The sequence below is a fragment of the Arthrobacter sp. UYEF36 genome, from assembly GCF_040547025.1.
Taxonomy (GTDB): Bacteria; Actinomycetota; Actinomycetes; order Actinomycetales; family Micrococcaceae; genus Arthrobacter.
On record NZ_JBEPOX010000007.1, the window covers coordinates 125,853 to 145,948 of the forward strand.

Annotated in this window: 19 protein-coding genes; 8 read left to right on the forward strand and 11 right to left on the reverse strand. The window is 70.2% G+C overall.

Going from position 1 to position 20,096, the window contains the following annotated elements; genetic code table 11:
- Positions 1 to 78 precede the first annotated feature (78 nt).
- The 5 genes from ABIB29_RS12150 to ssd form a co-directional block, all read right to left on the reverse strand.
- Positions 79 to 444, reverse strand: a complete 366-nt coding sequence (locus ABIB29_RS12150; protein ID WP_502915600.1) for a DUF4244 domain-containing protein — start codon at positions 442 to 444, stop codon at positions 79 to 81.
- Positions 445 to 549: 105 nt separating this feature from the next.
- Positions 550 to 1,161 carry a type II secretion system F family protein gene (locus ABIB29_RS12155; protein WP_354173060.1) on the reverse strand — a complete coding sequence of 204 codons (612 nt, stop codon included), beginning with the start codon at positions 1,159 to 1,161 and terminating at the stop codon, positions 550 to 552.
- Positions 1,158 to 1,985 carry a hypothetical protein gene (locus tag ABIB29_RS12160; RefSeq protein WP_354173061.1) on the reverse strand — a complete coding sequence of 276 codons (828 nt, stop codon included), beginning with the start codon at positions 1,983 to 1,985 and terminating at the stop codon, positions 1,158 to 1,160. Before ABIB29_RS12160 ends, ABIB29_RS12155 begins: the two co-directional genes overlap by 4 nt.
- Positions 1,982 to 3,226, reverse strand: a complete 1,245-nt coding sequence (locus tag ABIB29_RS12165) for a TadA family conjugal transfer-associated ATPase (protein WP_354173062.1) — start codon at positions 3,224 to 3,226, stop codon at positions 1,982 to 1,984. The genes ABIB29_RS12160 and ABIB29_RS12165 overlap by 4 nt, the downstream gene beginning before the upstream one ends.
- Positions 3,223 to 4,272 carry a septum site-determining protein Ssd gene (gene ssd / locus ABIB29_RS12170; RefSeq protein WP_354173173.1) on the reverse strand — a complete coding sequence of 350 codons (1,050 nt, stop codon included), beginning with the start codon at positions 4,270 to 4,272 and terminating at the stop codon, positions 3,223 to 3,225. The genes ABIB29_RS12165 and ssd overlap by 4 nt, the downstream gene beginning before the upstream one ends.
- A 297-nt stretch (positions 4,273 to 4,569) precedes the next feature.
- On the opposite strand from ssd, the gene ABIB29_RS12175 reads away from it, so the two are divergent.
- A complete protein-coding gene (locus tag ABIB29_RS12175) occupies positions 4,570 to 6,294 on the forward strand; it encodes a bifunctional 3'-5' exonuclease/DNA polymerase (protein WP_354173063.1) in 1,725 nt (574 codons plus the stop codon).
- Positions 6,295 to 6,436: 142 nt separating this feature from the next.
- On the forward strand, positions 6,437 to 6,670 hold the full coding sequence (locus ABIB29_RS12180) for a YegP family protein (protein ID WP_354173064.1): 234 nt from the start codon (positions 6,437 to 6,439) through the stop codon (positions 6,668 to 6,670).
- A 19-nt stretch (positions 6,671 to 6,689) separates the two neighbouring features.
- Here ABIB29_RS12180 and ABIB29_RS12185 read toward each other — a convergent pair whose 3' ends face one another.
- The 3 genes from ABIB29_RS12185 to ABIB29_RS12195 form a co-directional block, all read right to left on the reverse strand.
- Positions 6,690 to 7,388, reverse strand: a complete 699-nt coding sequence (locus tag ABIB29_RS12185; RefSeq protein ID WP_354173065.1) for an NUDIX hydrolase — start codon at positions 7,386 to 7,388, stop codon at positions 6,690 to 6,692.
- The gene (gene nth / locus ABIB29_RS12190; RefSeq protein WP_354173174.1) at positions 7,385 to 8,155 is read right to left on the reverse strand and encodes an endonuclease III; all 771 of its coding nucleotides are present in this window, start codon (positions 8,153 to 8,155) and stop codon (positions 7,385 to 7,387) included. Before nth ends, ABIB29_RS12185 begins: the two co-directional genes overlap by 4 nt.
- 147 nt (positions 8,156 to 8,302) lie before the next feature.
- Positions 8,303 to 9,691, reverse strand: coding sequence for a hypothetical protein (locus ABIB29_RS12195; protein WP_354173066.1), 1,389 nt, complete (start codon positions 9,689 to 9,691; stop codon positions 8,303 to 8,305).
- A gap of 407 nt (positions 9,692 to 10,098) precedes the next feature.
- On the opposite strand from ABIB29_RS12195, the gene acs reads away from it, so the two are divergent.
- Genes acs through ABIB29_RS12210 form a run of 3 tightly spaced genes read left to right on the forward strand, consistent with a single transcriptional unit; the run spans position 10,099 to position 13,785 of the window.
- Positions 10,099 to 12,129: an acetate--CoA ligase gene (acs, locus tag ABIB29_RS12200; protein WP_354173067.1), complete on the forward strand. Its 2,031-nt coding sequence runs from the start codon at positions 10,099 to 10,101 to the stop codon at positions 12,127 to 12,129.
- Between the two features lie 43 nt (positions 12,130 to 12,172).
- Positions 12,173 to 13,414 (forward strand): flavin monoamine oxidase family protein, encoded by a 1,242-nt coding sequence (locus ABIB29_RS12205; RefSeq protein ID WP_354173068.1) that lies wholly within the window; start codon positions 12,173 to 12,175, stop codon positions 13,412 to 13,414.
- Complete coding sequence (locus tag ABIB29_RS12210; protein WP_354173069.1) at positions 13,411 to 13,785, forward strand: SRPBCC family protein; 375 nt, start codon at positions 13,411 to 13,413, stop codon at positions 13,783 to 13,785. The genes ABIB29_RS12205 and ABIB29_RS12210 overlap by 4 nt, the downstream gene beginning before the upstream one ends.
- 32 nt (positions 13,786 to 13,817) lie before the next feature.
- Here ABIB29_RS12210 and ABIB29_RS12215 read toward each other — a convergent pair whose 3' ends face one another.
- Positions 13,818 to 14,795 carry an SMP-30/gluconolactonase/LRE family protein gene (locus ABIB29_RS12215; RefSeq protein WP_354173070.1) on the reverse strand — a complete coding sequence of 326 codons (978 nt, stop codon included), beginning with the start codon at positions 14,793 to 14,795 and terminating at the stop codon, positions 13,818 to 13,820.
- 188 nt (positions 14,796 to 14,983) lie between these two features.
- Here ABIB29_RS12215 and aroQ point away from each other — a divergent pair, with 188 nt between their 5' ends.
- Positions 14,984 to 15,457 (forward strand): type II 3-dehydroquinate dehydratase, encoded by a 474-nt coding sequence (gene aroQ, locus ABIB29_RS12220; protein ID WP_354173071.1) that lies wholly within the window; start codon positions 14,984 to 14,986, stop codon positions 15,455 to 15,457.
- Between the two features lie 101 nt (positions 15,458 to 15,558).
- Positions 15,559 to 16,587 (forward strand): DUF2332 domain-containing protein, encoded by a 1,029-nt coding sequence (locus tag ABIB29_RS12225; protein WP_354173072.1) that lies wholly within the window; start codon positions 15,559 to 15,561, stop codon positions 16,585 to 16,587.
- A 69-nt stretch (positions 16,588 to 16,656) separates the two neighbouring features.
- Here ABIB29_RS12225 and ABIB29_RS12230 read toward each other — a convergent pair whose 3' ends face one another.
- Positions 16,657 to 17,841: a MarP family serine protease gene (locus ABIB29_RS12230; protein WP_354173073.1), complete on the reverse strand. Its 1,185-nt coding sequence runs from the start codon at positions 17,839 to 17,841 to the stop codon at positions 16,657 to 16,659.
- A 206-nt stretch (positions 17,842 to 18,047) separates the two neighbouring features.
- Here ABIB29_RS12230 and ABIB29_RS12235 point away from each other — a divergent pair, with 206 nt between their 5' ends.
- Positions 18,048 to 18,725 (forward strand): Crp/Fnr family transcriptional regulator, encoded by a 678-nt coding sequence (locus tag ABIB29_RS12235; RefSeq protein ID WP_011693220.1) that lies wholly within the window; start codon positions 18,048 to 18,050, stop codon positions 18,723 to 18,725.
- Between the two features lie 459 nt (positions 18,726 to 19,184).
- On the opposite strand, the gene ABIB29_RS12240 is transcribed toward ABIB29_RS12235, so the two are convergent.
- On the reverse strand, positions 19,185 to 20,096 hold the full coding sequence (locus ABIB29_RS12240; RefSeq protein WP_354173074.1) for an NUDIX hydrolase: 912 nt from the start codon (positions 20,094 to 20,096) through the stop codon (positions 19,185 to 19,187).

The following is a 20,096-nucleotide window of genomic DNA, read 5'->3' on the forward strand; positions in this document are numbered from 1 at the left end:
CCTGCCGCCATCTGGGGCGCCCGGCGGCAGGCGGGGACGACGCTCCCCCTTTCACTCCCCCGGCCGGCCTTCCGCAGCTCATGGCAAGGCGAGCGCCGTACGGATGAGGTTCAACAGAAAACCCCGGACTTCGTCACTGCGCATAATGAACACGAGGATGCCGGCAAACCCCACAGCGGCGAGCGTGGCAATGGCATACTCGGCCGTCGCCATTCCTGTCTCCGAGCCAAACAGCCTGCTCGGCCCTCCGGGCCTTCTCAGCTTTCGCCCCCTGAGCGGGCCGGCGGCACTGGCTCCCGGATAAATCTCGTGAACTTCAGCGTTCTCCGCCTCAGGATGGGCCTGCAGCGCCTGGCGGAATCCGGCGGGCGCGACGTGATGGAGTGACATGGGTTTTCCTTTCCTCGGGCCAACGGGACCGCCGGCTGTTCTTAGACTCTTCAGACTGGGACGGCAACCCGTAAGGCGCTGATCGAGCCAAGTGGAAAACCGGCCCCTCCACGCGGACTGTGGAGGAATACCTCGACCACCACCGCCTCCCACCAAGGGTCAGCCCGGAAGCATCGCCAGCAGCACCGGGACAACGCCGAGGCAGATGAAGGCCGGAAGCGAGCACAAACCGAGCGGTACAACGAGCTTCACTCCCAGGGCTGCGGCCCGTTTTTCCGCGTCCCGGAACCGCTCACGCCGTATGCGTGCCGCCTGGGCGTAGAGGATGGCGGAGGACGGGGCGCCGGTGAGCGCGGCGAACCCCAGCGCATCGCGCACGGCGAGGAGTCCCGGCGCCCGGACGTCCGAGCTGCGCCAGGCGGTGTCCCACTCGGCGCCAATGGCGAGTGCCGCGACGACCGGCCGCAGCGGACCACGGATTTCCGGCTCTGCCAACTCGGCTACCAGCGCCAGGGCACGGCCGAGTCCGGCCCCCGCCTCGAGCATCGCGCCGATCAGTTCCAGCAACATTGCCGCGTCACCCAGCCCCGGCCCGCTGGCTTCCCCGGCCGGCCCGTGGCTGTTTTCTGAACCGCCCGAGCTTCCGGTGTTCGGGTCGGGCTGCGTCTGGCGCCGGAGTCTTCGCCTGGCCATGCCGCGGTCCGAACACGCGGTCACGGCTGCGAGTGCCAGCACCGCCAGCACCGCCAGACCCGCCGCGTCCGCCGTCATGGCTGAAGCCCCTCAGCCGTCCGGACCAGCCGTGACGACCAGATCCGGCCTGCCGCGGTGAGGGCGAGGCCCGCTGCGAGCGCCGCCACACCCAAGGGGGTTCCCAGCAGGACCTCGACAGGGTCCACGCCCAGCAGCATGCCCAGGCCCAGACCCAGGAACGGAAGCCACGTCAGCAGCCGAACGGTCGCACGGGGGCCGGCCAACGCCGTCTGACGGGCGGCCTCGGCGTCGTCCTCGGCCTCAAGCTGGGCGGCGAAGCGCGTCAACACGTCCGCCAGCGGGCAACCGCTGGCCTCGGCAATCTCAAAACACGCGGCGAGCTGAAACCAGACGCGGCGCGCACGGACGGCCGCGACTGCACCACTTCCCCAGGTCTTCCCGGAGTCCGTTCCGCCGGACCCGGCCGCGGCGGATCGGATGGCCGCTCCGACCGGAGACCCGCGCACAGCGGCCGCGCGGGCTGCGGCAAGCATCCGCGCGGAGCCCGGGGCGGGCAGCAGGTTCCGGCCCGGAGCCCCCTCCCCGGACACGGGCGCCGCGGGATCGCCCCCATGCAGGAGCCACAGTTCATCCCACAGCCTCGCGGGAGTGCGGCCGCCCTTGAGCAAAGCCGCCATCTGCTGCACGAGCAGGGTCATCGAAACCGTCGGGGCGCTCCGTCGCCGCCATCCCCTCACTCCGCCCGGTGGCGCAGGAGGGCCGGCGGTCTGACGGCCCCGGGAGCCGGGCAGCGCCGCGCGAAGCCGGCGGCCCGGGGCTCCCGGCGGGGTGAGTGCCAGGAATACGGCGAGGGCCAGCACCCCGGTCAGTAGGGCGGTCATGCCGGGCCCACTTCAGCCGGATCCATTCCCAGGCGGCCCGCCAGCCCCGGCCACGCCGGCCCGCAGCGGACGACGCCGGCGCAAACGTCCAGCGCGGAGCCGACCACCAGGCCCGCCGGGCTGTCTTCCAGCACGCCGATGCAGGCCACTGTCCGCGCGTTGTCCATCCTTTCCACGTGGACCACGGCGTCGAGGGCGCTGGCTGCCTGCAGCCGGACGGCGTCCTGCCCCATCCCGGCCAGCGCCCCCAACGCGGTGAGCCTTGCCGGCACGTCGGCCGCGGTGTTGGCGTGGATGGTCCCGCCGCCCCCGCTGTGGCCGGTGTTCATCGCGGCCAGCAGTTCACGCACTTCTGCGCCCCGGCACTCCCCTACGACCAGCCGGTCCGGCCGCATCCGCAGGGACTGCCGCACGAGCTCGCCCAGATCCACAGCGCCGCCGCCTTCGAGGTTGCCGTGCCGCGCCTCCAGCGAGACGACGTGCAGGTGAACCGGGTTCAGTTCCGAGGCGTCCTCAATCAGGACCAGCCGCTCGCCGGACGCACACAGGCCAAGGAGCGTGGCGAGGAGCGTGGTTTTCCCCGACCCGGTGGCACCGCTGATCAAGAAACTCAGCCGGTGTTCCACCATCCGCTCCAGCACGGTCTGCACCAAGGCCCCGAACATTCCGTTCCGCCGCAGCTCGTCCATCGAGAACACCCGTTCACGCCGGATCCTGATGCTCAGGAGTGTCCCCGTTGTGGAGATCGGCGGAAGGACGGCATGGACCCGGAACCCGCCGTCGAGCCTGACGTCCACGCAGGGGGAGCCATCATCCAGCCGCCGCCCGCCCGCCGACACGAGCCGGGCTGCCAGTGCCCGGACCTGCGGCTCACCGGAGAACGCGACCGGCGCCCTTTCGAGTCCGCCGCCGCGGTCCAGCCAGACGGAACCCGGCCCGTTGACGAAGATGTCGGTCACGGCCGGGTCCCGGACCAGGACCTGCAGGGGCCCGAGGCCGTTCAGTTCCGCGCTGATGCCCTCGACCGCAGCCAGGGCTCCGGCCGTCCCCAGCAGGCGCCCGCTTGCCTGCACGGCGGCTGCCACGCGGGACGGCGTCACCGGCCCGGCGTCGGACATCACGGATTCGCGGACGGACTCCAGCAGCCGCGCATCAACGGAGCCCCGGGCCGGAGGCCGGTAGCGCAGGCTGCCCGGGCCGGCACCGGCGTCCGGAGGCCCCGGTGCCGAGTGGGCGCTCATCCGGTGACTCCAGCGCCGAAGTCAAGGACGGAGCCGGCGAACCGCCGGACATTGCGCTGCCGTCCGGTGTCCAGCAGACGCCCGAGCTCCGTGGCGGCCGCGGCGCGCCTGACGTCCGGCATGATCCCGGCCAGGGGCAGCCCGACGGACTCGGCAATCAGCTCCGCATCCAGCGGGGCCCCGGGTTTGCCGCGCACCACCAGCACCGTTTCCACCGCAGGAAGGTCCTGCAGCAGCCGGGCCGTGGCGACGACCGCGCGCAGCAGCGCGGGCGCCACGACGATCATCCGGTCGCAGTCCCAGGCGAAAGTCCGCAGCGCTTCCCGTCCCCGGCCGATGTCCACGAGGACCAGCTCGAAGCCGCGCCGGGCGGCGTCCAGCACCCCGGCCACGACCGTGTGGTCCACTCCGCTGTGGCGCTCCTTGTTCCCGGGCCAGGACAGGAACGGGAATCCGCCGGCCAAGGGCAGCGAATCGGCGAGCTGGCGGGGATCGATCGTGCCGCTGGCATCCGCCAGGTCCGGCCAGCGGAGTCCGGGCGCGTCCTCGGCGGCGAGCGCCAGCTCCAGGCCACCGCCCCACGGATCACCGTCCACGAGCAGGACACGCACACCCTCCCGGGCGGCAGCATGCGCCAGCCAGACGGCTGCGGTGCTGGCCCCCGCCCCGCCGCACCCCCCGACAATACCGAGGACGAGTCCGCCGGATTCAGGCGTGCGCGAGCGGCTAAGGTACTCGGCGAGCCAGGTCGCGGCCTCGGGCAGCACGGCAACGCGTTCGGCACCGATGGCGGCGGCCAGGTGCCACAGGCTGTCGCCATCCCCGGTCAGGCCAACGAGCACGGCCGGGGATCGTCCCCGCGGCGGCAACTCCCGGATGTCGCTGCCGAGCAGCACCACGGCGGCAGTGTCCCAGAAAGGCGCCGCTTCCCTGATGCTCGCCACCGTGCGCAGCTGGCCGCCGGACGCCGCGACAATGCGCTCCACTTCCCCGCGCAGCACCGCAACCGCCGTCACCAGCAGCGTCTCCGGCGACGCGTCCGGCAGCCACGGCACAGCACCGGCCCCCGGACCCGGTCCGGTACCTGGCCACGCCCCCGGACCCGGCAAACGCCCGGCCCCGGGGCCGTTGTCCGCGCCGGGACTCGGGCCGGGATCCGGGTTGGGACTGGGACCTTGGCTCGACGTTGATAGCTGGTGCCGGCTCATACGGCCACTCTTCCCTTCCCCGCGACCTGCCATAACCCGCGCCGGCCGTTATGTGGACAAGTACTGTCAGTGGACAAGTAACGTCATCAGGCCAGGTGAACGGGGGACGCCGCATTGCAGGGCAGAATTGATCCTATGTACCTGTTGCTCGCCGCCCACGCCGACGGCGCAGCCCTCCAGGAACTCACCGCGGACGGAGCCCCGCACCCGGCCACACCGGAACCGCGGACCGTGAGCGCCGCAGGGCTGACCGGCGTCGTGCGTGAACTCGAGCGGCGGAGGCCGCGCTGGATCTGGCACCGCACCCAGGACTGGTACCCCGCCCTGCTGGCCGCCGGGGTCGAGGTGGAACGCTGCTACGACCTCACGTTGTGCGGCGCGATCCTGGCCCACTCGGAGTTCACGGCCCACACCGCGTATGCCCAGAACGCGGAGAAACTGGTCCAGGACGATGAGCTGCAGCCGCCGCCGCGCGCGCTGCAGCCGCCTCCCCCGCCGGCTGACCAGGGCGCGCTGTTCGATGATCCCGGCATGCGCAAAACACCCCGCCACAGCCCCGAGGATCTCCGCGCCGAATTCGCCGCCCAGCAGCAGGCACTGGGCCAGGTGGGTGGGGCCGGCGTCGAACGCCACAGCGACAACCGCAAGCAGCGCCTCCAGCTGCTGCTCGCGGCCGAGTCCGCCGGCGCCATGATCGCGGCGGAAATGCAGCACACCGGTGTGCCGTGGCGCGAGGAACTGCATGAGCAGATTTTGGCGGACTACCTAGGCCCCCGGCCGCCCTTGGGCCACCGTCCGGCCAAGCTGGAGGCGCTCACCGCCGAGCTGCGGCACCTGCTGAATTCCCCCTCGCTGAATCCGGACTCGCCCCAGGAGCTCATGCGGGCCCTGCACCGGAACGGCATCGAAGTGAAGACCACACAGCAGTGGGAACTGAAGGGATCCAGCCATCCGGCGATCGAGCCGCTGCTGGCCTTCAAGAAACTCTCCCGCCTGCACGCCGCCAACGGATGGGCCTGGCTGGATGCCTGGGTGAAGGACGGCCGGTTCCAGCCGGAGTATGTGGTCGGCGGAGTCGTGTCCGGCCGCTGGGCCTCCCGCGGCGGCGGGGCGCTGCAGATTCCGCGCCAGATCCGTGGCGCCGTCCATGCCGATCCGGGCCATAAGCTGATCGTCGCCGACGCCTCGCAGCTGGAGCCCCGGGTGCTCGTGGCGCTCGCGCAGGACTCCAAGATGGCTGAGGCCGCGCGCGACAAGGACCTGTACGCCGGTATCGCCGCGCAGGGCTTCGGCGGCGACCGCGCCAAGGCCAAAGTGGCGCTGCTCGGAGCGATCTACGGAGCAACGACCGGCGAGTCGGGGCGCCTGATGCCGCAGCTGACCCGGACTTACCCGCGTGCGGTGGGCTTCGTGGAGCAGGCAGCCCGCGAAGGCGAGGCCGGCAGGACGGTCACCTCGCGGCTGGGCCGCAGCAGCCCGCCGCCGTCCGAGCGCTGGCTGCAGAGCCAGCAGTCGACCAGCGCCGAGGAACAACGCCGGGCAGATTCGATTGCCCGTTCGCGGGGCCGGTTCACCCGCAACTTTGTTGTGCAGGGGTCCGCGGCGGACTGGGCGGCCTGCTGGCTGGCAGAACTGCGACGCCGGCTGCGCGCCATGCGCGCGGATGGTGGCCCCGCCGGGGAACTCGTGTTTTTCCTGCACGACGAGGTCATGGTCCACTGCCCCGAGGCCGCGGTGGCCGACTGCATCCAGGCCATCGAGGAAGCCGCGAACGCCGCCAAGGAACTGCTGTTCGGCAGGATCCCGGTGGAGTTCCCGGTGAGCGTCGCGGTCGTGGACTCCTACGACAACGCCAAATAAACCTGCGGAGTCGCCCGCCGTAACGTACCCGCCGGTAGCGTTGAGAACCGTGCCTGACGGCGGATACGCTCAAAAAGGCCGGTTATCGATCCGACATCCGCCGGCCTTGCAACGACGCAAAGTTTTGGGAAGGCAACACATTTTGGCTGGCATTTTTGAGATCGCCGAGGCCGGCGGGAAGAAGTACTTCTTCAAGCTGACTGCGTCCGACGGCACGGTGGTCGCCGTTTCACCACTGTTCAGCACGATCAAGGGCGCGGCCGCAGGCATCAACGCCGTGCGGGAGAACGCCGCCACGGGGCTGATCGTCGACAAGTCCCAGGCCCGCGGCGGGTCCGACCCCAAGAGAACGGCACAAGGCCCGGTGCCGGACTGACTCCCCGATGGTCCCGGCCTCAGCCGTCGAGCCTGCTCCAGGTGTCCACGCTGAGCAGGCTCTCGCGGTCCCAAGGGACCGCCCATCCCAGCTGGTCGAAGAGCTGGCTGAGGATCATCCCGGTGAAGCCCCAGACCACGACGTCATTGACGGTAAACGCAGGGCTCAGGAACGTCTGGTTTGCCCGGGTCACGGTGGCCATCACCCGGTTGTCCGGGTCCAGCAGATCCCGGACCGGAACGCGGAACACCTGGGCGGACTCGCCGTAGTCCACTACCCGCACGGGCGACTGGGACGCCCACCAGCCCAGCACCGGGGTCACCAGGAAGTTTCCGCGGGGAAGTGCCAGTTCCGGCATGACACCGAGGACCTCGACGCCGGCCGGATCCAGCCCGGTTTCCTCTTCCGCTTCCCGCAGGGCGGCGCCGATGACGGATTCGCCCGGGTCGATGCCGCCGCCGGGGAACGCGACCTGGCCCGGATGGTCATCCAGGGTATGGGCACGCTGCAGCAGCAGGACATCCAGGTCGGCCGGGGCGAGGAGCTTGACCGAGGTGGCCGGGACATCATCGAGGGAGCCGAAAAGCATCAGCACGGCCGCCCGGCGGATCCGCCCCCCGGACTCGACAGGGATCTCCCGCCAGCGCGGATCGGGGGACGGCGCCGTGCCGGCCTCCACCGCAGCCAGCAGGTCAATGAGGTCCTGGCGGGCCGTCACAGCGGCTTCCCTTGCGATTCCATCCGGATTTCCGCGGCCCGGTGCGTTTCTGCAAGGAGCTTGGACAGCAGCTCCTCCTGCCCCGGGGCCAGCTCGTACTTCAGCAGCTTCCTGGCCTTGTCCGGGTCCGTCTCCCCCATCCCGTAGCTCGGGCACCAGTTCGCGACAGCGCACGCACCGCAAGCCGGCTTGCGGGAATGGCACACCCGCCGGCCGTGGAACACCACCCGGTGCGAGAGCATGGTCCAGTCCCGGGGCTCGAACAGTTCCGCAACGTCCGACTCGATCCGCACCGGGTCATCGGACTCGGACCAGCCGAAGCGCCGGGCGAGCCGGGCGAAGTGGGTGTCCACCGTGATCCCGGGGACGCCGAAGGCGTTGCCGAGCACCACGTTCGCGGTTTTCCGCCCCACGCCGGGCAGCGTCACCAGATCCGCCAGCCGGCCCGGCACCTCGCCGTCGTACTCATCCGCGAGCCGGTTGCACAGCGCCATCAGGTTCCTGGACTTGGCGCGGAAGAACCCGGTCGGCTTGATGATGGCCTCCAGCTCCGCAGGGTCCGCCTCGGCCAGGCTCCGCGCGTCCGGGTACCGGGCGAACAGCAGGGGCGTGATCTGGTTGACCGTCACATCCGTGGTCTGGGCCGACAGCACCGTGGCCACCACCAGCTCAAACGGGCTGCGGAAGTCGAGTTCCGCGTGGGCGTAAGGATACTGTTCCGCCAGCGCCTTGTTGATCCGGCGTGCGCGCCGCTTCAACCCCAGCAGGGACTCCCCCGCGGCCCGCGCAGCCCGCGCGCCGGCACTTTTGGTGCCGGCGCCCTTGGTGCCCGCGCCCTTGGTGCCCGCGCTTGCGGGGTTGGCCACGGCGCTGCCGGGGACTGACGTGCTGGACTCGCCGGCCACCGGGGCTGACTAACCGCGTTCGATGTTGCTGAGGTCGCGGAGCACGCCTACACGGCCGTCCGTGTGCTGGACCAGGAATTCGTGGCCCCGGTCCTCCAGTGCGAGCACCCAGCCGCCGGGTTCGATCACGAAGGCCGCCGTGCCGCTGTGCTCATCCACGGCGGTGCGGGGCTGGGCGACGGCGAACCAGAATGCCTCGTGGACGATCGGGGCGTGATGGTCCTCGTGGCGGTGTTCCGGGTCGACGGTGGCACCGATTGGCTCCTGCTGGCGGACCTGCGGGTTCACCGTGGTGGGGGCACTGGTGCCTGACGGGGCGGAAGCCTCGGCGGCCCGGGTTTCCTCCGCCGCCGAAGCGGCCCGGGCATCCCTGGGGTGCTCGCCTGCAGGGGCGGTGGCGCCCGGGGGCACGACGGCGCCGGCCTGGCCCTGTTCCGCCGGGGACGGCGCCTTCGATGCGGTCGCGGCGGGCACGATACCCGCGACCTGGGTTTCCGGGGAGCTGACGACGGGCGTGGGCGCGGCGGCCCGGGCCGGTGCCTCCTGGCCCGCGGCGGGCGTCGCAGCTGCGGGGCGGACCGCGGATGAGCCCGTTGCGGCGCCGGATGCTGCGCCTGCAGCGGCGCCCGACACTGCAGCTGCGCCGGGAGCACCCGAGGCGGCGCCTGTCCCTGCGGCACCGGACTGTCCGCCCGCGGTCATCCGTTTCGCCCAACCGGCGACGGCGCTGGTACCGGCGGCCTTCGGCGCGGTCCCGTCCTTGGCTTCTTTTGGCTCCTTGGGGGCGCGCGGCTTGCGGACAGGGACCGCCGACTCGCGGGCCACGACGTGGGCGGGCACTTCTGCGCGGTCCAGGAAATCTCCGGCGAAGAAGGGGATCAGGCGGCCCAGCACGGTGGCCGCAAGGAGCCCGAGGGCACCAACGAGGGCCAGCAGCATACTGGGGACGTAGGCGCCCGCGACGGCGAGGAAGAAGAACGCGACGGCGAAGGACGCCACAACGGAGCCGAACTGGTCCACCGACAGGGAGCCGATCCGGATCTTCGTTCCGGGGCTGAGGCGACGTGCCACGAACAGGGCGGCAACAATCACCGGCAGGAGGATCCCGAGGCCCAGGAAGAAGAGACTGCCCAGGTTCCACAGGTTGTAGCGGACGGCAAACATTGGGATCAGCGATGCGACAAAGAGGATCAGCGTGGAACCGAAAACAGTTAGATCACGGATGGTGAACGGTCCGAGGACCGCCTCGTTCTTCTTGCCGGCCGTCTTCCCGCTTGCCTTGTCCGCCTTGTCCACCGTGAAACGGGGTGCTTCCCCGAAGCCGCCGGACCGGTCCGCGCCACCGTTGCCCTGGCTTTGGGCGGGCGGCTTGAGCTGCCCGTTTGTTTGGTCGTTCATTCGGTTCTCCTTAGCATGGCGGCACTCTGGACAGCACCGTCTAACGGCAGGCCAAGCCGGGACCGCGAGCGGTCCCGGCGCCTCCATCGGATGTCACAATTCCATCTCAGCCTAGTCAAGTGGCCCGCCGATCACTAGCTGACAAGCCGGGGACGGCGGCACGGAATCGGGCCGCAGCAGAGCCGCCGCAGGCCGCCCCGCCGCCATTCGTCGCTTAACAAACACCGCTCACGGTTCGCTGTGTGACGCGGCACACGTTGGGGCCGCCGCAGGCGTTAGTGTGTATTTCGGAACAGCTCTTTGCGGTACGTCCGTGACCAGCCGATGCCCGACGACGCGCAAGCGGCCCGGCGCTGCGGCGGAACGGGGTACCGCGTAGCACGGATCGATGAATGATGAGGTTCACCATGTCCCAGCAGACCCCCGGCTCCACGACGACGCAGGCCCGCCAAGGCGATGCCTTTGAAAACCTGTCGCAGGAAAACCGCAAGTTCGCCCCCTCCCCCGAGTTCGCCGCCAACGCGGTGGTCACCGCCGCGGATTATGCCGAGGCCGACGCCGACCGGCCCGCCTTCTGGGCGAAGCAGGCCCGCGAGCTGCTGACCTGGTCCAAGGACTTCAGCCAGGCCCTGGACTGGTCCACGCCGCCCTTCGCCAAGTGGTTCGTCGGGGGCGAGATCAACGCCGCCTACAACGCGCTGGACCGCCACGTCGAGGCCGGCCACGGGGACCGCGTCGCCATCTACTTCGAGGGCGAACCCGGCGATACCCGCACCTATACCTACGCCCAGCTCACCGAAGAGGTGAAGAAGGCCGCCAACGCCTTCGAGTCGCTCGGCGTCGCCAAGGGCGACCGGGTGGCCGTGTACCTGCCGATGATCCCCGAGGCCGTGATCACGCTCCTGGCCTGCGCCCGGATCGGCGCCATCCACTCGGTGGTCTTCGGCGGCTTCTCCGCCGAGGCACTCCGCTCCCGGATCGACGACGCCGAAGCCAAGCTCGTCGTCACCGCGGACGGCACCTACCGGCGCGGCAAGCCCAGCGCGCTCAAGCCCGCCGTCGACGAGGCGCTCGCCCACGAGGGGGATGGCAGCGGCCACACCGTGCAGAACGTCGTCGTCGTCAAGCGCAACGGCCAGGACGTCGACTGGCACGAGGGCCGCGACCACTGGTGGGCCGACACGGTCGGGACCGCCTCCGCCGAGCACACCGCCGTCGGGCATGATTCCGAGCACCCGCTTTTCATCCTCTACACCTCCGGCACCACCGGCAAACCCAAGGGCATCCTGCACACCACCGGCGGCTACATCGCCCAGGGCGCCTACACGCACAAGGCCGTCTTCGACCTCAAGCCGGAAACGGACGTCTACTGGTGCACGGCCGACGTCGGCTGGATCACCGGGCACTCCTACGTCGCCTACGCCCCGCTCATCAACGGCGCCACCCAGGTGATCTACGAAGGCACCCCGGACTCCCCGCACCAGGGCCGCTGGTGGGAGATCGTGGAGAAGTACAAGGTCTCCATCCTCTACACCGCCCCCACCGCCATCCGGACGTTCATGAAATGGGGCAAGGAGATCCCGGCCAAGTCGGACCTCTCCTCGATCCGCGTCCTGGGCTCCGTCGGTGAACCCATCAACCCCGAAGCGTGGATGTGGTACCGCGAGGTCATCGGCGGCAACGCCGGCAAGAACGGTGAGCGCAAGGAAAACCCGGCGCCGATCGTGGACACCTGGTGGCAGACCGAAACCGGGGCGCAGATGATCGCCCCGCTGCCCGGCGTGACGGCCACCAAGCCCGGCTCCGCCCAGGTCCCGCTGCCCGGCATCGCCGTGGACGTCGTGGACGAACTCGGCGAGTCCGTGCCCAACGGCTCCGGCGGCTACCTCGTGATCCGCGAGCCGTGGCCGGCCATGCTGCGCGGCATCTGGGGCGACCCGGAGCGCTTCAAGGAAACCTACTGGTCCCGCTTCGAGACCATGTACTTCGCCGGCGACGGCGCCAAGAAGGACGAGGACGGGGACATCTGGCTGCTCGGCCGGGTCGATGACGTGATGAACATTTCCGGCCACCGGCTCTCCACCGCCGAGATCGAATCGGCGCTGGTCAGCCACCCTGCGGTGGCGGAGGCCGCCGTCGTGGGCGCCGCGGACGAGACCACTGGCCAGTCGGTCGTCGCCTTCGTGATCCTGCGCGGCGACGCCGTGGACACCGGGGACGCGATCGTGCAGGAACTCCGGAACCACGTCAGCAAGGAGATCGGGCCGATCGCCAAGCCCAAGACCATCCTGGTGGTGCCCGAACTGCCCAAGACACGCTCGGGCAAGATCATGCGCCGCCTGCTCAAGGACGTCGCCGAAGGACGCGAAGTGGGCGACGCCACCACCCTGGCCGACAACACCGTCATGGCCCAGATCGCGCACTCGCTGAGAAAGTGAGCAAGCACCCGGTCCGGGCGGCCCAGGGCGGAACGTTGCGGCGATGACGGATGCGTGTGACGTGCTGGTGGTCGGCGCCGGCCTGGCCGGGTTGCAGTGCGCCCGGGAGCTGCAGGCTGCCGGGCGCGAGGTGCAGGTGTGGGAGGCCTCCGACGACGTCGGAGGCAGGATACGGACCGACCGGATCGACGGCTTCCTGGTGGACCGCGGGTTTCAGGTGCTCAATCCCGCCTACCCTGCGGTCCGCCGGTGGGTCGACGTCGAGGCCCTGGCGCTGCAGGCTTTCGGCGCCGGCCTCCGGGTCCGCCGGCAGGACACCCTCGCGGTGCTCGCCCACCCCGTGCGCGAGCCCGGCCTGATCCTGCAGACCCTGCGCAGCGGACTGCTGAACCCCCGCTCCGTCGCGGGGCTGCTGCGCTGGGCCGCCCCGGCGTTTGCCAGTCGCCGGCGGCATCCCCGCGGCGACCTGCCGCTGCGGGAGGCCCTGGACCGGGCCGCATGCTCCGGCGAACTCCGCAGGGCAGTGGACCAGTTCCTCGCCGGCGTCCTGCTGGAAGACGACGGCAGCACCTCCAACGAATTCGCACTGCAGTTGGTGCGCGTCTTTGCGACCGGGGTGCCCGGGTTGCCGCGCGACGGCATGCAGGCCCTCCCCCGGCAGCTGGCGGACGCCCTCACCAGCCCGGTCCGTACCTCGACCCGGGTGGAGTCGATCACTCCGGACGGCGACGCGGCCCTGGTCGCATCCGCCGGTTCCAGGCTCCGGGCCCGCCACGTTGTCCTCGCCGCGGATCCGGTCACCTCCGCCAGGCTGGCCGGCGGCACCGCGCCGGCCATGAAGGGGGTGCTGACGCACTGGTTCGCTGCCGACGCGGCGCCCAGCGGGGCGGACATGCTCTATGTTGACGGCCGCGCGCACACGGGCGGGCCGCTGGTCAACGCGGCTGTCATTTCCAACGCGGCACCGAGCTACGCCCCCGCCGGGCGGCACCTGATCCAGACGTCCGCGCTGTTGGGCCCGGGCCGCCCGGTTCCGACCGACGACGACGTCCTCCGCCACGCAGCGGAACTGTTCAGCTCCTCCACGGCCGGCTGGGAGCTGGTGGCGCGGCACGAGGTCCCCCAGGCCCTGCCCCTGCAGCCGCCGCCGCTTCGGTCCCAGCAACCGATGGAGGGCCCGTCCGGGCTGGTCATCTGCGGGGACCACCGGGAGACGGCGTCCATTAACGGTGCGCTCGTCAGCGGCCACCGTGCCGCACTGGCAATCCTCGGACGGCCCCGGTGACTTTCTCCGTGTCACGCCGGGTCGCCGCTCCCACGGAGGACGTCTGGGCTCTGCTCACCGATACCGGAAAGTGGCCGGACTGGGGGCCATCAATCACCGACGCCGGGCCAGCCACAGCCGGAGGGCTGGCGCTCGGAAGCCGCGGGAAGGTCCGCACTGTCGTGGGCGCGGCGCTGCCGTACACCGTGACGGCGTTTGAGCCCGGACGGTACTGGGCCTGGTCTGTGGCGGGGATTCCGGCCACCGGCCACCGCGTCATTGCGCAGGACGGCGGCTGCCTCGTCACCTTCACGGTCCCGTGGTGGGCACCCGCCTACCTGCCGGTGTGCGCCCTGGCGTTGCGCCGGATCGAGCGGCTCGCGACACGCTAGGGACTCGTGCCGCCGCCGCTTAGCCCGGGATCTCAGCCGCCGGAACAGGCTGCGACGAGGACCACCTCGAAGCTGGTGGCTGCGGGGGTGGCGAATTTGGCGTTGACCAGGGCGAGAGTACTGCCGAACAGCGCCGCCGTCGTCGGGACGTCGAAGTTCCTGCTGGTAATGACTTCCTGCACTTCTCCGCTGCGCAGCGACCTGCCCAGGTCGATCCGGCTGACCTGGTTGAGGAAGTTCTGCACGGCCCAGAGGGTGTTGTCACGGATTACGAGGCCGTCCACGTTCGCCAGGGTGACCGGGGCCCCGGAGGTGTCCGTGAAGTCGATCAACCTGTTCGATCCGTCGTCCGGGTCCACGCTGTACAGGGCCCCGCGGCCCGTGTGCGCGACGATCAGCCGGTGGCCATCTTTGGCGGCGGCGATGCCGTTGAGGTTGAACCCCTCGTCCACGGTGCCGGCGGGTGCGTCGAGGGCCAGGGTCCGGGCGTCGCCGGGTTCACCGTCGCGGCTGATCGGGATCCGGTAGAGCTCACCGGCGCGGGAGTTGGTGAACCACGCGCCGTCGTGGGTCAGGGTGACGTCGTTGATGAAGCTGGCACCGGCCGGCGCCAGATCGTAGACTTTCACGGTTTTCTTCGTGTCCAGATCATAGACATAGGCCTGGCCGGTGCCGCCGCCGGCGACGAAGAGCAGGTCGTTATCCTCGTCAACCTTCATGCCGACGGCTGCCCGGCCCTCCGGCGCCGTGATGAAAAGTTTTGCCGTGCCTCTGTCGATATCCCCCCGGAAGATGTTCCCGTTGAGCAGGTCTCCGGCGAAAAAAGTGTTGCCCTCCCCTGCCGCGATGCCTTCAGCGCCGGTGGCGCCCGGGAGTCGGATCACCGAGGCCCGGTCATCCCGGTCCGCTCGGTCGGCGGCGGCCAGGGGCGCCGGCACAAGGAACGCCGCAACGGCGAGGATGCCCACGGCGACCCTTCGGATTGATTTTCCTGCCTGAATGTTGCGCATGATTTGCTCCGGGATCGGGCTGTCCGCGCGGGCTGGCCAGTACGGGAGCTCCGCACGATGGTCCTTCCAGTTTAGGCAGGCGGGCCGGTGTGGGCCAGAGCCTGCGGGCCGCTGAACGGGCCGTCATCTGCGTGCCGTTTTCCGCCGCCGGGGCGTCAGCCGCAACGCAACGCGATACATTGGCAGGCATGAGCGAAGCCACCCCCGCCGGCGCCGGCCGCGGCACCATCCTGGTCCTCAACGGACCCAACCTGAACCTGCTCGGCACCCGCGAACCCGAGAAATACGGCACGGCCACCCTGGCCGACGTCGAACAACTCGCCCAGGACACCGGCGCGGCGCACGGTCTCGACGTCGAGTGCTTCCAGTCCAACCATGAGGGTGCCCTCGTGGACGCCATCCACGCCGCGCGTGGAAAGGCCGTCGGCATTGTCATCAACGCCGGCGCGTACACGCACACCTCGGTGGCCATCCGGGACGCCATCTCCGCGGTGCAGCTTCCCGCCGTCGAGGTCCACATCACGAATGTCCACGCCCGTGAGGCGTTCCGGCACCACTCGTACCTCTCGGACATCAGCAAGGCCGTGATCGCCGGCGCAGGGATCCTGGGCTACCGGTTCGCCGTCGAGTACCTTGCCGGGCTGCAGGCCAGCCGGGACTGAGCATGTCCCCCGTTGATCCCGCCCGCGGGGAACCGGTCCCAGGGGAACCGGGCCGCGGGAAACCGGTCCCAGGGGAACCGCGCCGCCTCGAATCCGGCCGTGTGGAGTCTGCCGGTAAGGAGTCTGCGACGGCGCAGTGGTACCGGCACTTCGGCACTGTGGACGCGCCCGGCAACTCCGACTGCTACGCCGAATGGTCGGTGGGCATCGCCGGGGACCCGGAGCTGCTCCGGCGGATCGACGAGTGGCCGTACAACAAGCGCCAGCCCCTGCTGATGCTCGCCGCCGCCCGCTTCCTGGGCGCACGGATCAGCCCCTACCCGGACTTCCGGGCCTTTCTGGACGAGCACTGGCAGGACCTCTCGCGGATCGTGCTCACCCGCGCCACGCAGACCAACGAGGCCGGACGCTGCGCCACCCTGTTGCCGTCCCTGGCGCAGATCGCCAGCGCCGGCGGGCGCCCGCTGGCGCTCATCGAGGTCGGGGCCTCGGCCGGGCTGGCCCTGTTTCCGGACCACTACGGTTACGCGTACGACGCCGGTCCCGTGGTCACGCGGCTGGCCCCGGCCGGTGCCGCGGCCGGCAGTTACCCGGTCCTGGGCTGCGCCGTCACCGGCCCGGTGCCGCTGCCGGCGGAGCTCCCGCAGGTGGTGTGGCGTGCGGGCATCGACCTCAACCCCCTCAACGTCCGGAACCCCGACGATGTCGCCTGGCTGGAGGCGCTGATCTGGCCCGAGCAGGACTTCCGCCGCGAGCGGCTGCGCCGGGCGATCGCGATTGCCCAGACGGATCCGCCCCTGCTCGTGGCCGGGGACCTCAATGAGCAACTGCCCGCCCTGGCGGCGCGGGCGCCGTCGGACGCCACCCTGGTGGTCTACCACAGCGCGGTCATGGCTTACCTGGACGCGGCGGCGCGGGACCGGTTCCGGGCCACCATGGCACGGCTGGCCATCGAGCGCGGCTGCCACTGGCTCTCCAACGAGGGGCACACGGTGATCATCCAGGCTGATGGCTCCAGCGTGGTCCCCGAAATGGACGAGTCCCGGCTCCGCGGACGGTTCCTGCTGCTGCACAACGGGAAGCCCGCGGCGATCGCCGGGCCGCACGGCCAGAGCCTGGAGTGGCTCTGACCGGCACCCCACGGGCTTCGGCCGCGTCCTCCGTTAGCTGTGGAATCGCTGTTACTTCTGGATGCACTGTTACTTCTGGATGCACTCGCCCGGGGAGACAGCGTTGCCGAGGCCCGGGGCCCGGGCAGCCACCGGTCCCAGATCCGCCATCGTGATGGCATAGCCCAGCGAGGATTCGCCCGTGGCCTTCGCGAAGATCACTCCCGCGACCTGGCCGTCGGTGGTGAGCAGCGGGCCACCCGAGTTCCCCGGCTGGACGTCCCCGGCGATCCGGTACACATCCGCCGGCGCGGGGTTGTTGCCGTAGATGTCCGGGACGAGCACCGTCGTGATGTCCTGCACCGTGGCCGGCTTTGACTGGAACGGGCCGCCATGGGGGTAGCCGGAGAACGCTGCCGGGCTGCCGGTTGGCAGGTCGGATCCGAGCGGCAGCGGGGCGGAGCGCAAACCGTCCACGGCAACAACCGCGAGGTCGTGTGTGGCGTCGAAGTACACCACGCGCCCGGGCAGCGCGCCGCCGCCGGGAATCTCCACCACCGGTTCCGGCACGCCGGCGACCACATGGGCGTTCGTGACGACCCGGCCCGGCGACACCACGAAACCGGTTCCGGTCTGGTTCTGACCGCACTGGTAGGCGGTTCCCGCGATCTTCAGGACCGACGCCGCGGCCTGGTTCAGGGCGGGGGTGTCGGTGCTGGCGTCCGGGACCACCACCGGCTGGCCCTGCCCGATTCCCTCGAACAGTGTCGGAATGCCGTTGCCGATCACGGCGGACCGCAGCTGGGCCATGGAGGTCTTCAGCGGAACGGGGGTCGCTCCGTCAATGAAGCGGATCACCTTGGACTCGGCGAGCGGCTGGGAGACGAAGGGGACGCCGAGCGCCCCGATGCTGAAGGCCAGCATCGACATAACCAGGGCTGAGACCACCACGTTGACGCCGCCGCCGGCCAGCCGGTCTATGGACCGGAGCGGTTGGATCCGGACGACGCTGCGGATCCGGTGGCCGATTGCGGTGCCCAGACCGTGCCCCAGGACCATGAGCAGCACGGCGGTAGCAATGATCGCCGTGAGGCGCCAGCCGCTGTCCTCCACCAGACCGCTGACGATGGGGACGGACACAAAGGCTGCCACGGCGCCTGCGGCGAACCCTGCGAGGCCGCCGACGGTGACCAGGAAGCCGTTGCGGAGGCCGTGGAACAGGTAGGACAGCAGCGTCACGATCAACACGAGGTCCAAGATGGTCAAGCCGAACACCAATGCTCCTTATAGGCAGGTAAGCCCCAATTCTACCGGCGCCAGCTGACAGTTTGCCGCGCGGGGGCGGAGCCCGGAGCCAGGCCACACTCTCCCCTGGCACGACGTTTGGCGCGTTTCGGTGCCAAGTACGTCACAGATGCGCCAAAATTCTGAAACAATGGCTGAAGCGCCCCAGCCGACACAGTTTTTAGTCAGGAGATTTCATGGATATCGAGGTATTGCGCCGCGCACCCCTTTTCGCCACGCTCGACGACGAGGCGTTCCGTCTGCTGACGGACGAACTCACCGAGGTGGACCTCTCACGCGGAGCCTCGGTATTCCGGGAAGGCGACCAGGGCGACCAGCTCTACTTCATCGTCTCCGGCAAGGTCAAGCTCGGACGCACGTCCCCGGACGGCCGGGAGTCGCTGCTCGCCATCCTCGGCCCGGGCGAGCTCTTCGGCGAAATGGCGCTGTTCGATCCGAGCCCGCGTACCGCCACGGCAACGGCCGTCTCGGAAACACGCCTGGCCGGGCTGAAGAATGAGAGCCTCAACGCCCTGCTGCGCACCCGCCCGGAGGTCTCGGCGCAGCTGCTGCAGGCCCTGGCCCGCCGCCTGCGCCGCACCAACGATTCCCTGTCCGACCTGGTCTTCTCCGACGTTCCGGGCCGTGTAGCCAAGGCGCTCCTGGACCTGGCGGACCGCTTCGGCCGTCCCGCGACCGACGGCGTTCTGGTAGCGCACGAGCTCACGCAGGAAGAACTGGCCCAGCTGGTCGGAGCATCCCGTGAAACCGTCAACAAGGCCCTCGCCGAATTCGTGCAGCGCGGCTGGCTGCGCCTGGAGGCCCGCGCCGTCGTCATCCTCGACATGCAGCGCCTGCGCCAGCGCTCCCGCTAAGCCTGATTGGCAGCACCCCGAAGGCCGGCCCGTGAAAACGGCGCCGGCCTTCGGCGTTTAAGCCTGAGCGCTTCCGCAGTGGGACATGCCCATTCCCGGCCCCTACGCCCGCGGGACATGCCCATTCCTGGCCTCCACGCCCGCGGGACATGCCCATTCCTGGCCTCCACGCCCGCGGGACATGCCCATTCCTGCGCGCAACGAGTGGACACAGTGCCATCATGTCCACCGGCCCGGCCCAGCAGGGGACATGTCCAGCGGCAGGGCGGGGTGGGCGGAGGGCACGCTCGTCCCGGGCCTTCGGTGCCCGCGGGACATGCCCATTCCTGGCTGCAACGAGTGGACACAGTGCCATCATGTCCACCGGCCCGGCCCAGCAGGGGACATGTCCAGCGGCAGGGCGGGGTGGGCAAAGGGCATGTCCAGCGGGAACCCGGGCCCGCGGCGCGCGCGGCCGGGTCAGCGTTCGCGCTGGGGCACTCCGGCGACGGTCTTGGCCGCCTCGACCTCCAGCATGAGCTGGCCGTCTTCCTCGACGAGCTTCGGCTGGTAGACGTGGGCCTTGCGCTTGTAGCTCAGGTAGGCGATGCAGCCGTTGGCGGCGGCCATCTTCTCAAGCATGATCTCCGAACCGGGAACCAGCAGTTCGCCGAGCCTGCGTCCGACCGTGTTCTCCTGGCCCACCTCATCGCCGAGCGCGGAGGTGTTCCGTCCCTCGATGACCTTGCGGACGCACACCCAGCGGCCCCACACACCCTTGCTGGCCAGCAACGACGGCTGCTGGTTCATCGGCACCGTGGCCGCGAAATAGCGGGTGTTGAAGCGGCGGTGCGCGAAGTCCGGGCTGAGCCAGTTGACCAGGGGCTTCAGCAGGTCCGTCCGCACCGAGAGGCCGCGTTTTGCGAGCACCTCGGTGAAGGACTTCTCCTGCTCCGCCACCGCCACCCGGGCCCGCATCCATTCGGGCGTGGACGTCGCTTCCACCGAGGTGGACAGGTCCGGTCCTGCCAGGAGGATGCCGGTTTCCTCGAACAGTTCACGGATGGCACCGACCACGTGGCGGCGCGCGAGTCCGACGTCGGCCGTCCCCATGTGCTCGGCCCAATGCTGCGGCGAGGGGCCCAGCCAGCCGACGGCGTCGTCGTCGGAGGCCTCCAGCGACCCGCCGGGAAAGGCGAGGACACCCAGCGGCGAGGACCCTGGCCGGTAGCCCAGCCAGGTCTCCAGGCCCGTGGGCGAGTCCCGCAGCAGCACAACGGAGGACGCGAACCGGGCCGCGCGGGGGGTCCGCTCGCCGTGTTCAATCCAGCTGCGGGCCGCCCCCTCAAGATCCAGGGGAAGGGCAAACAGGCGTCGGGCTAATTGGGGCAC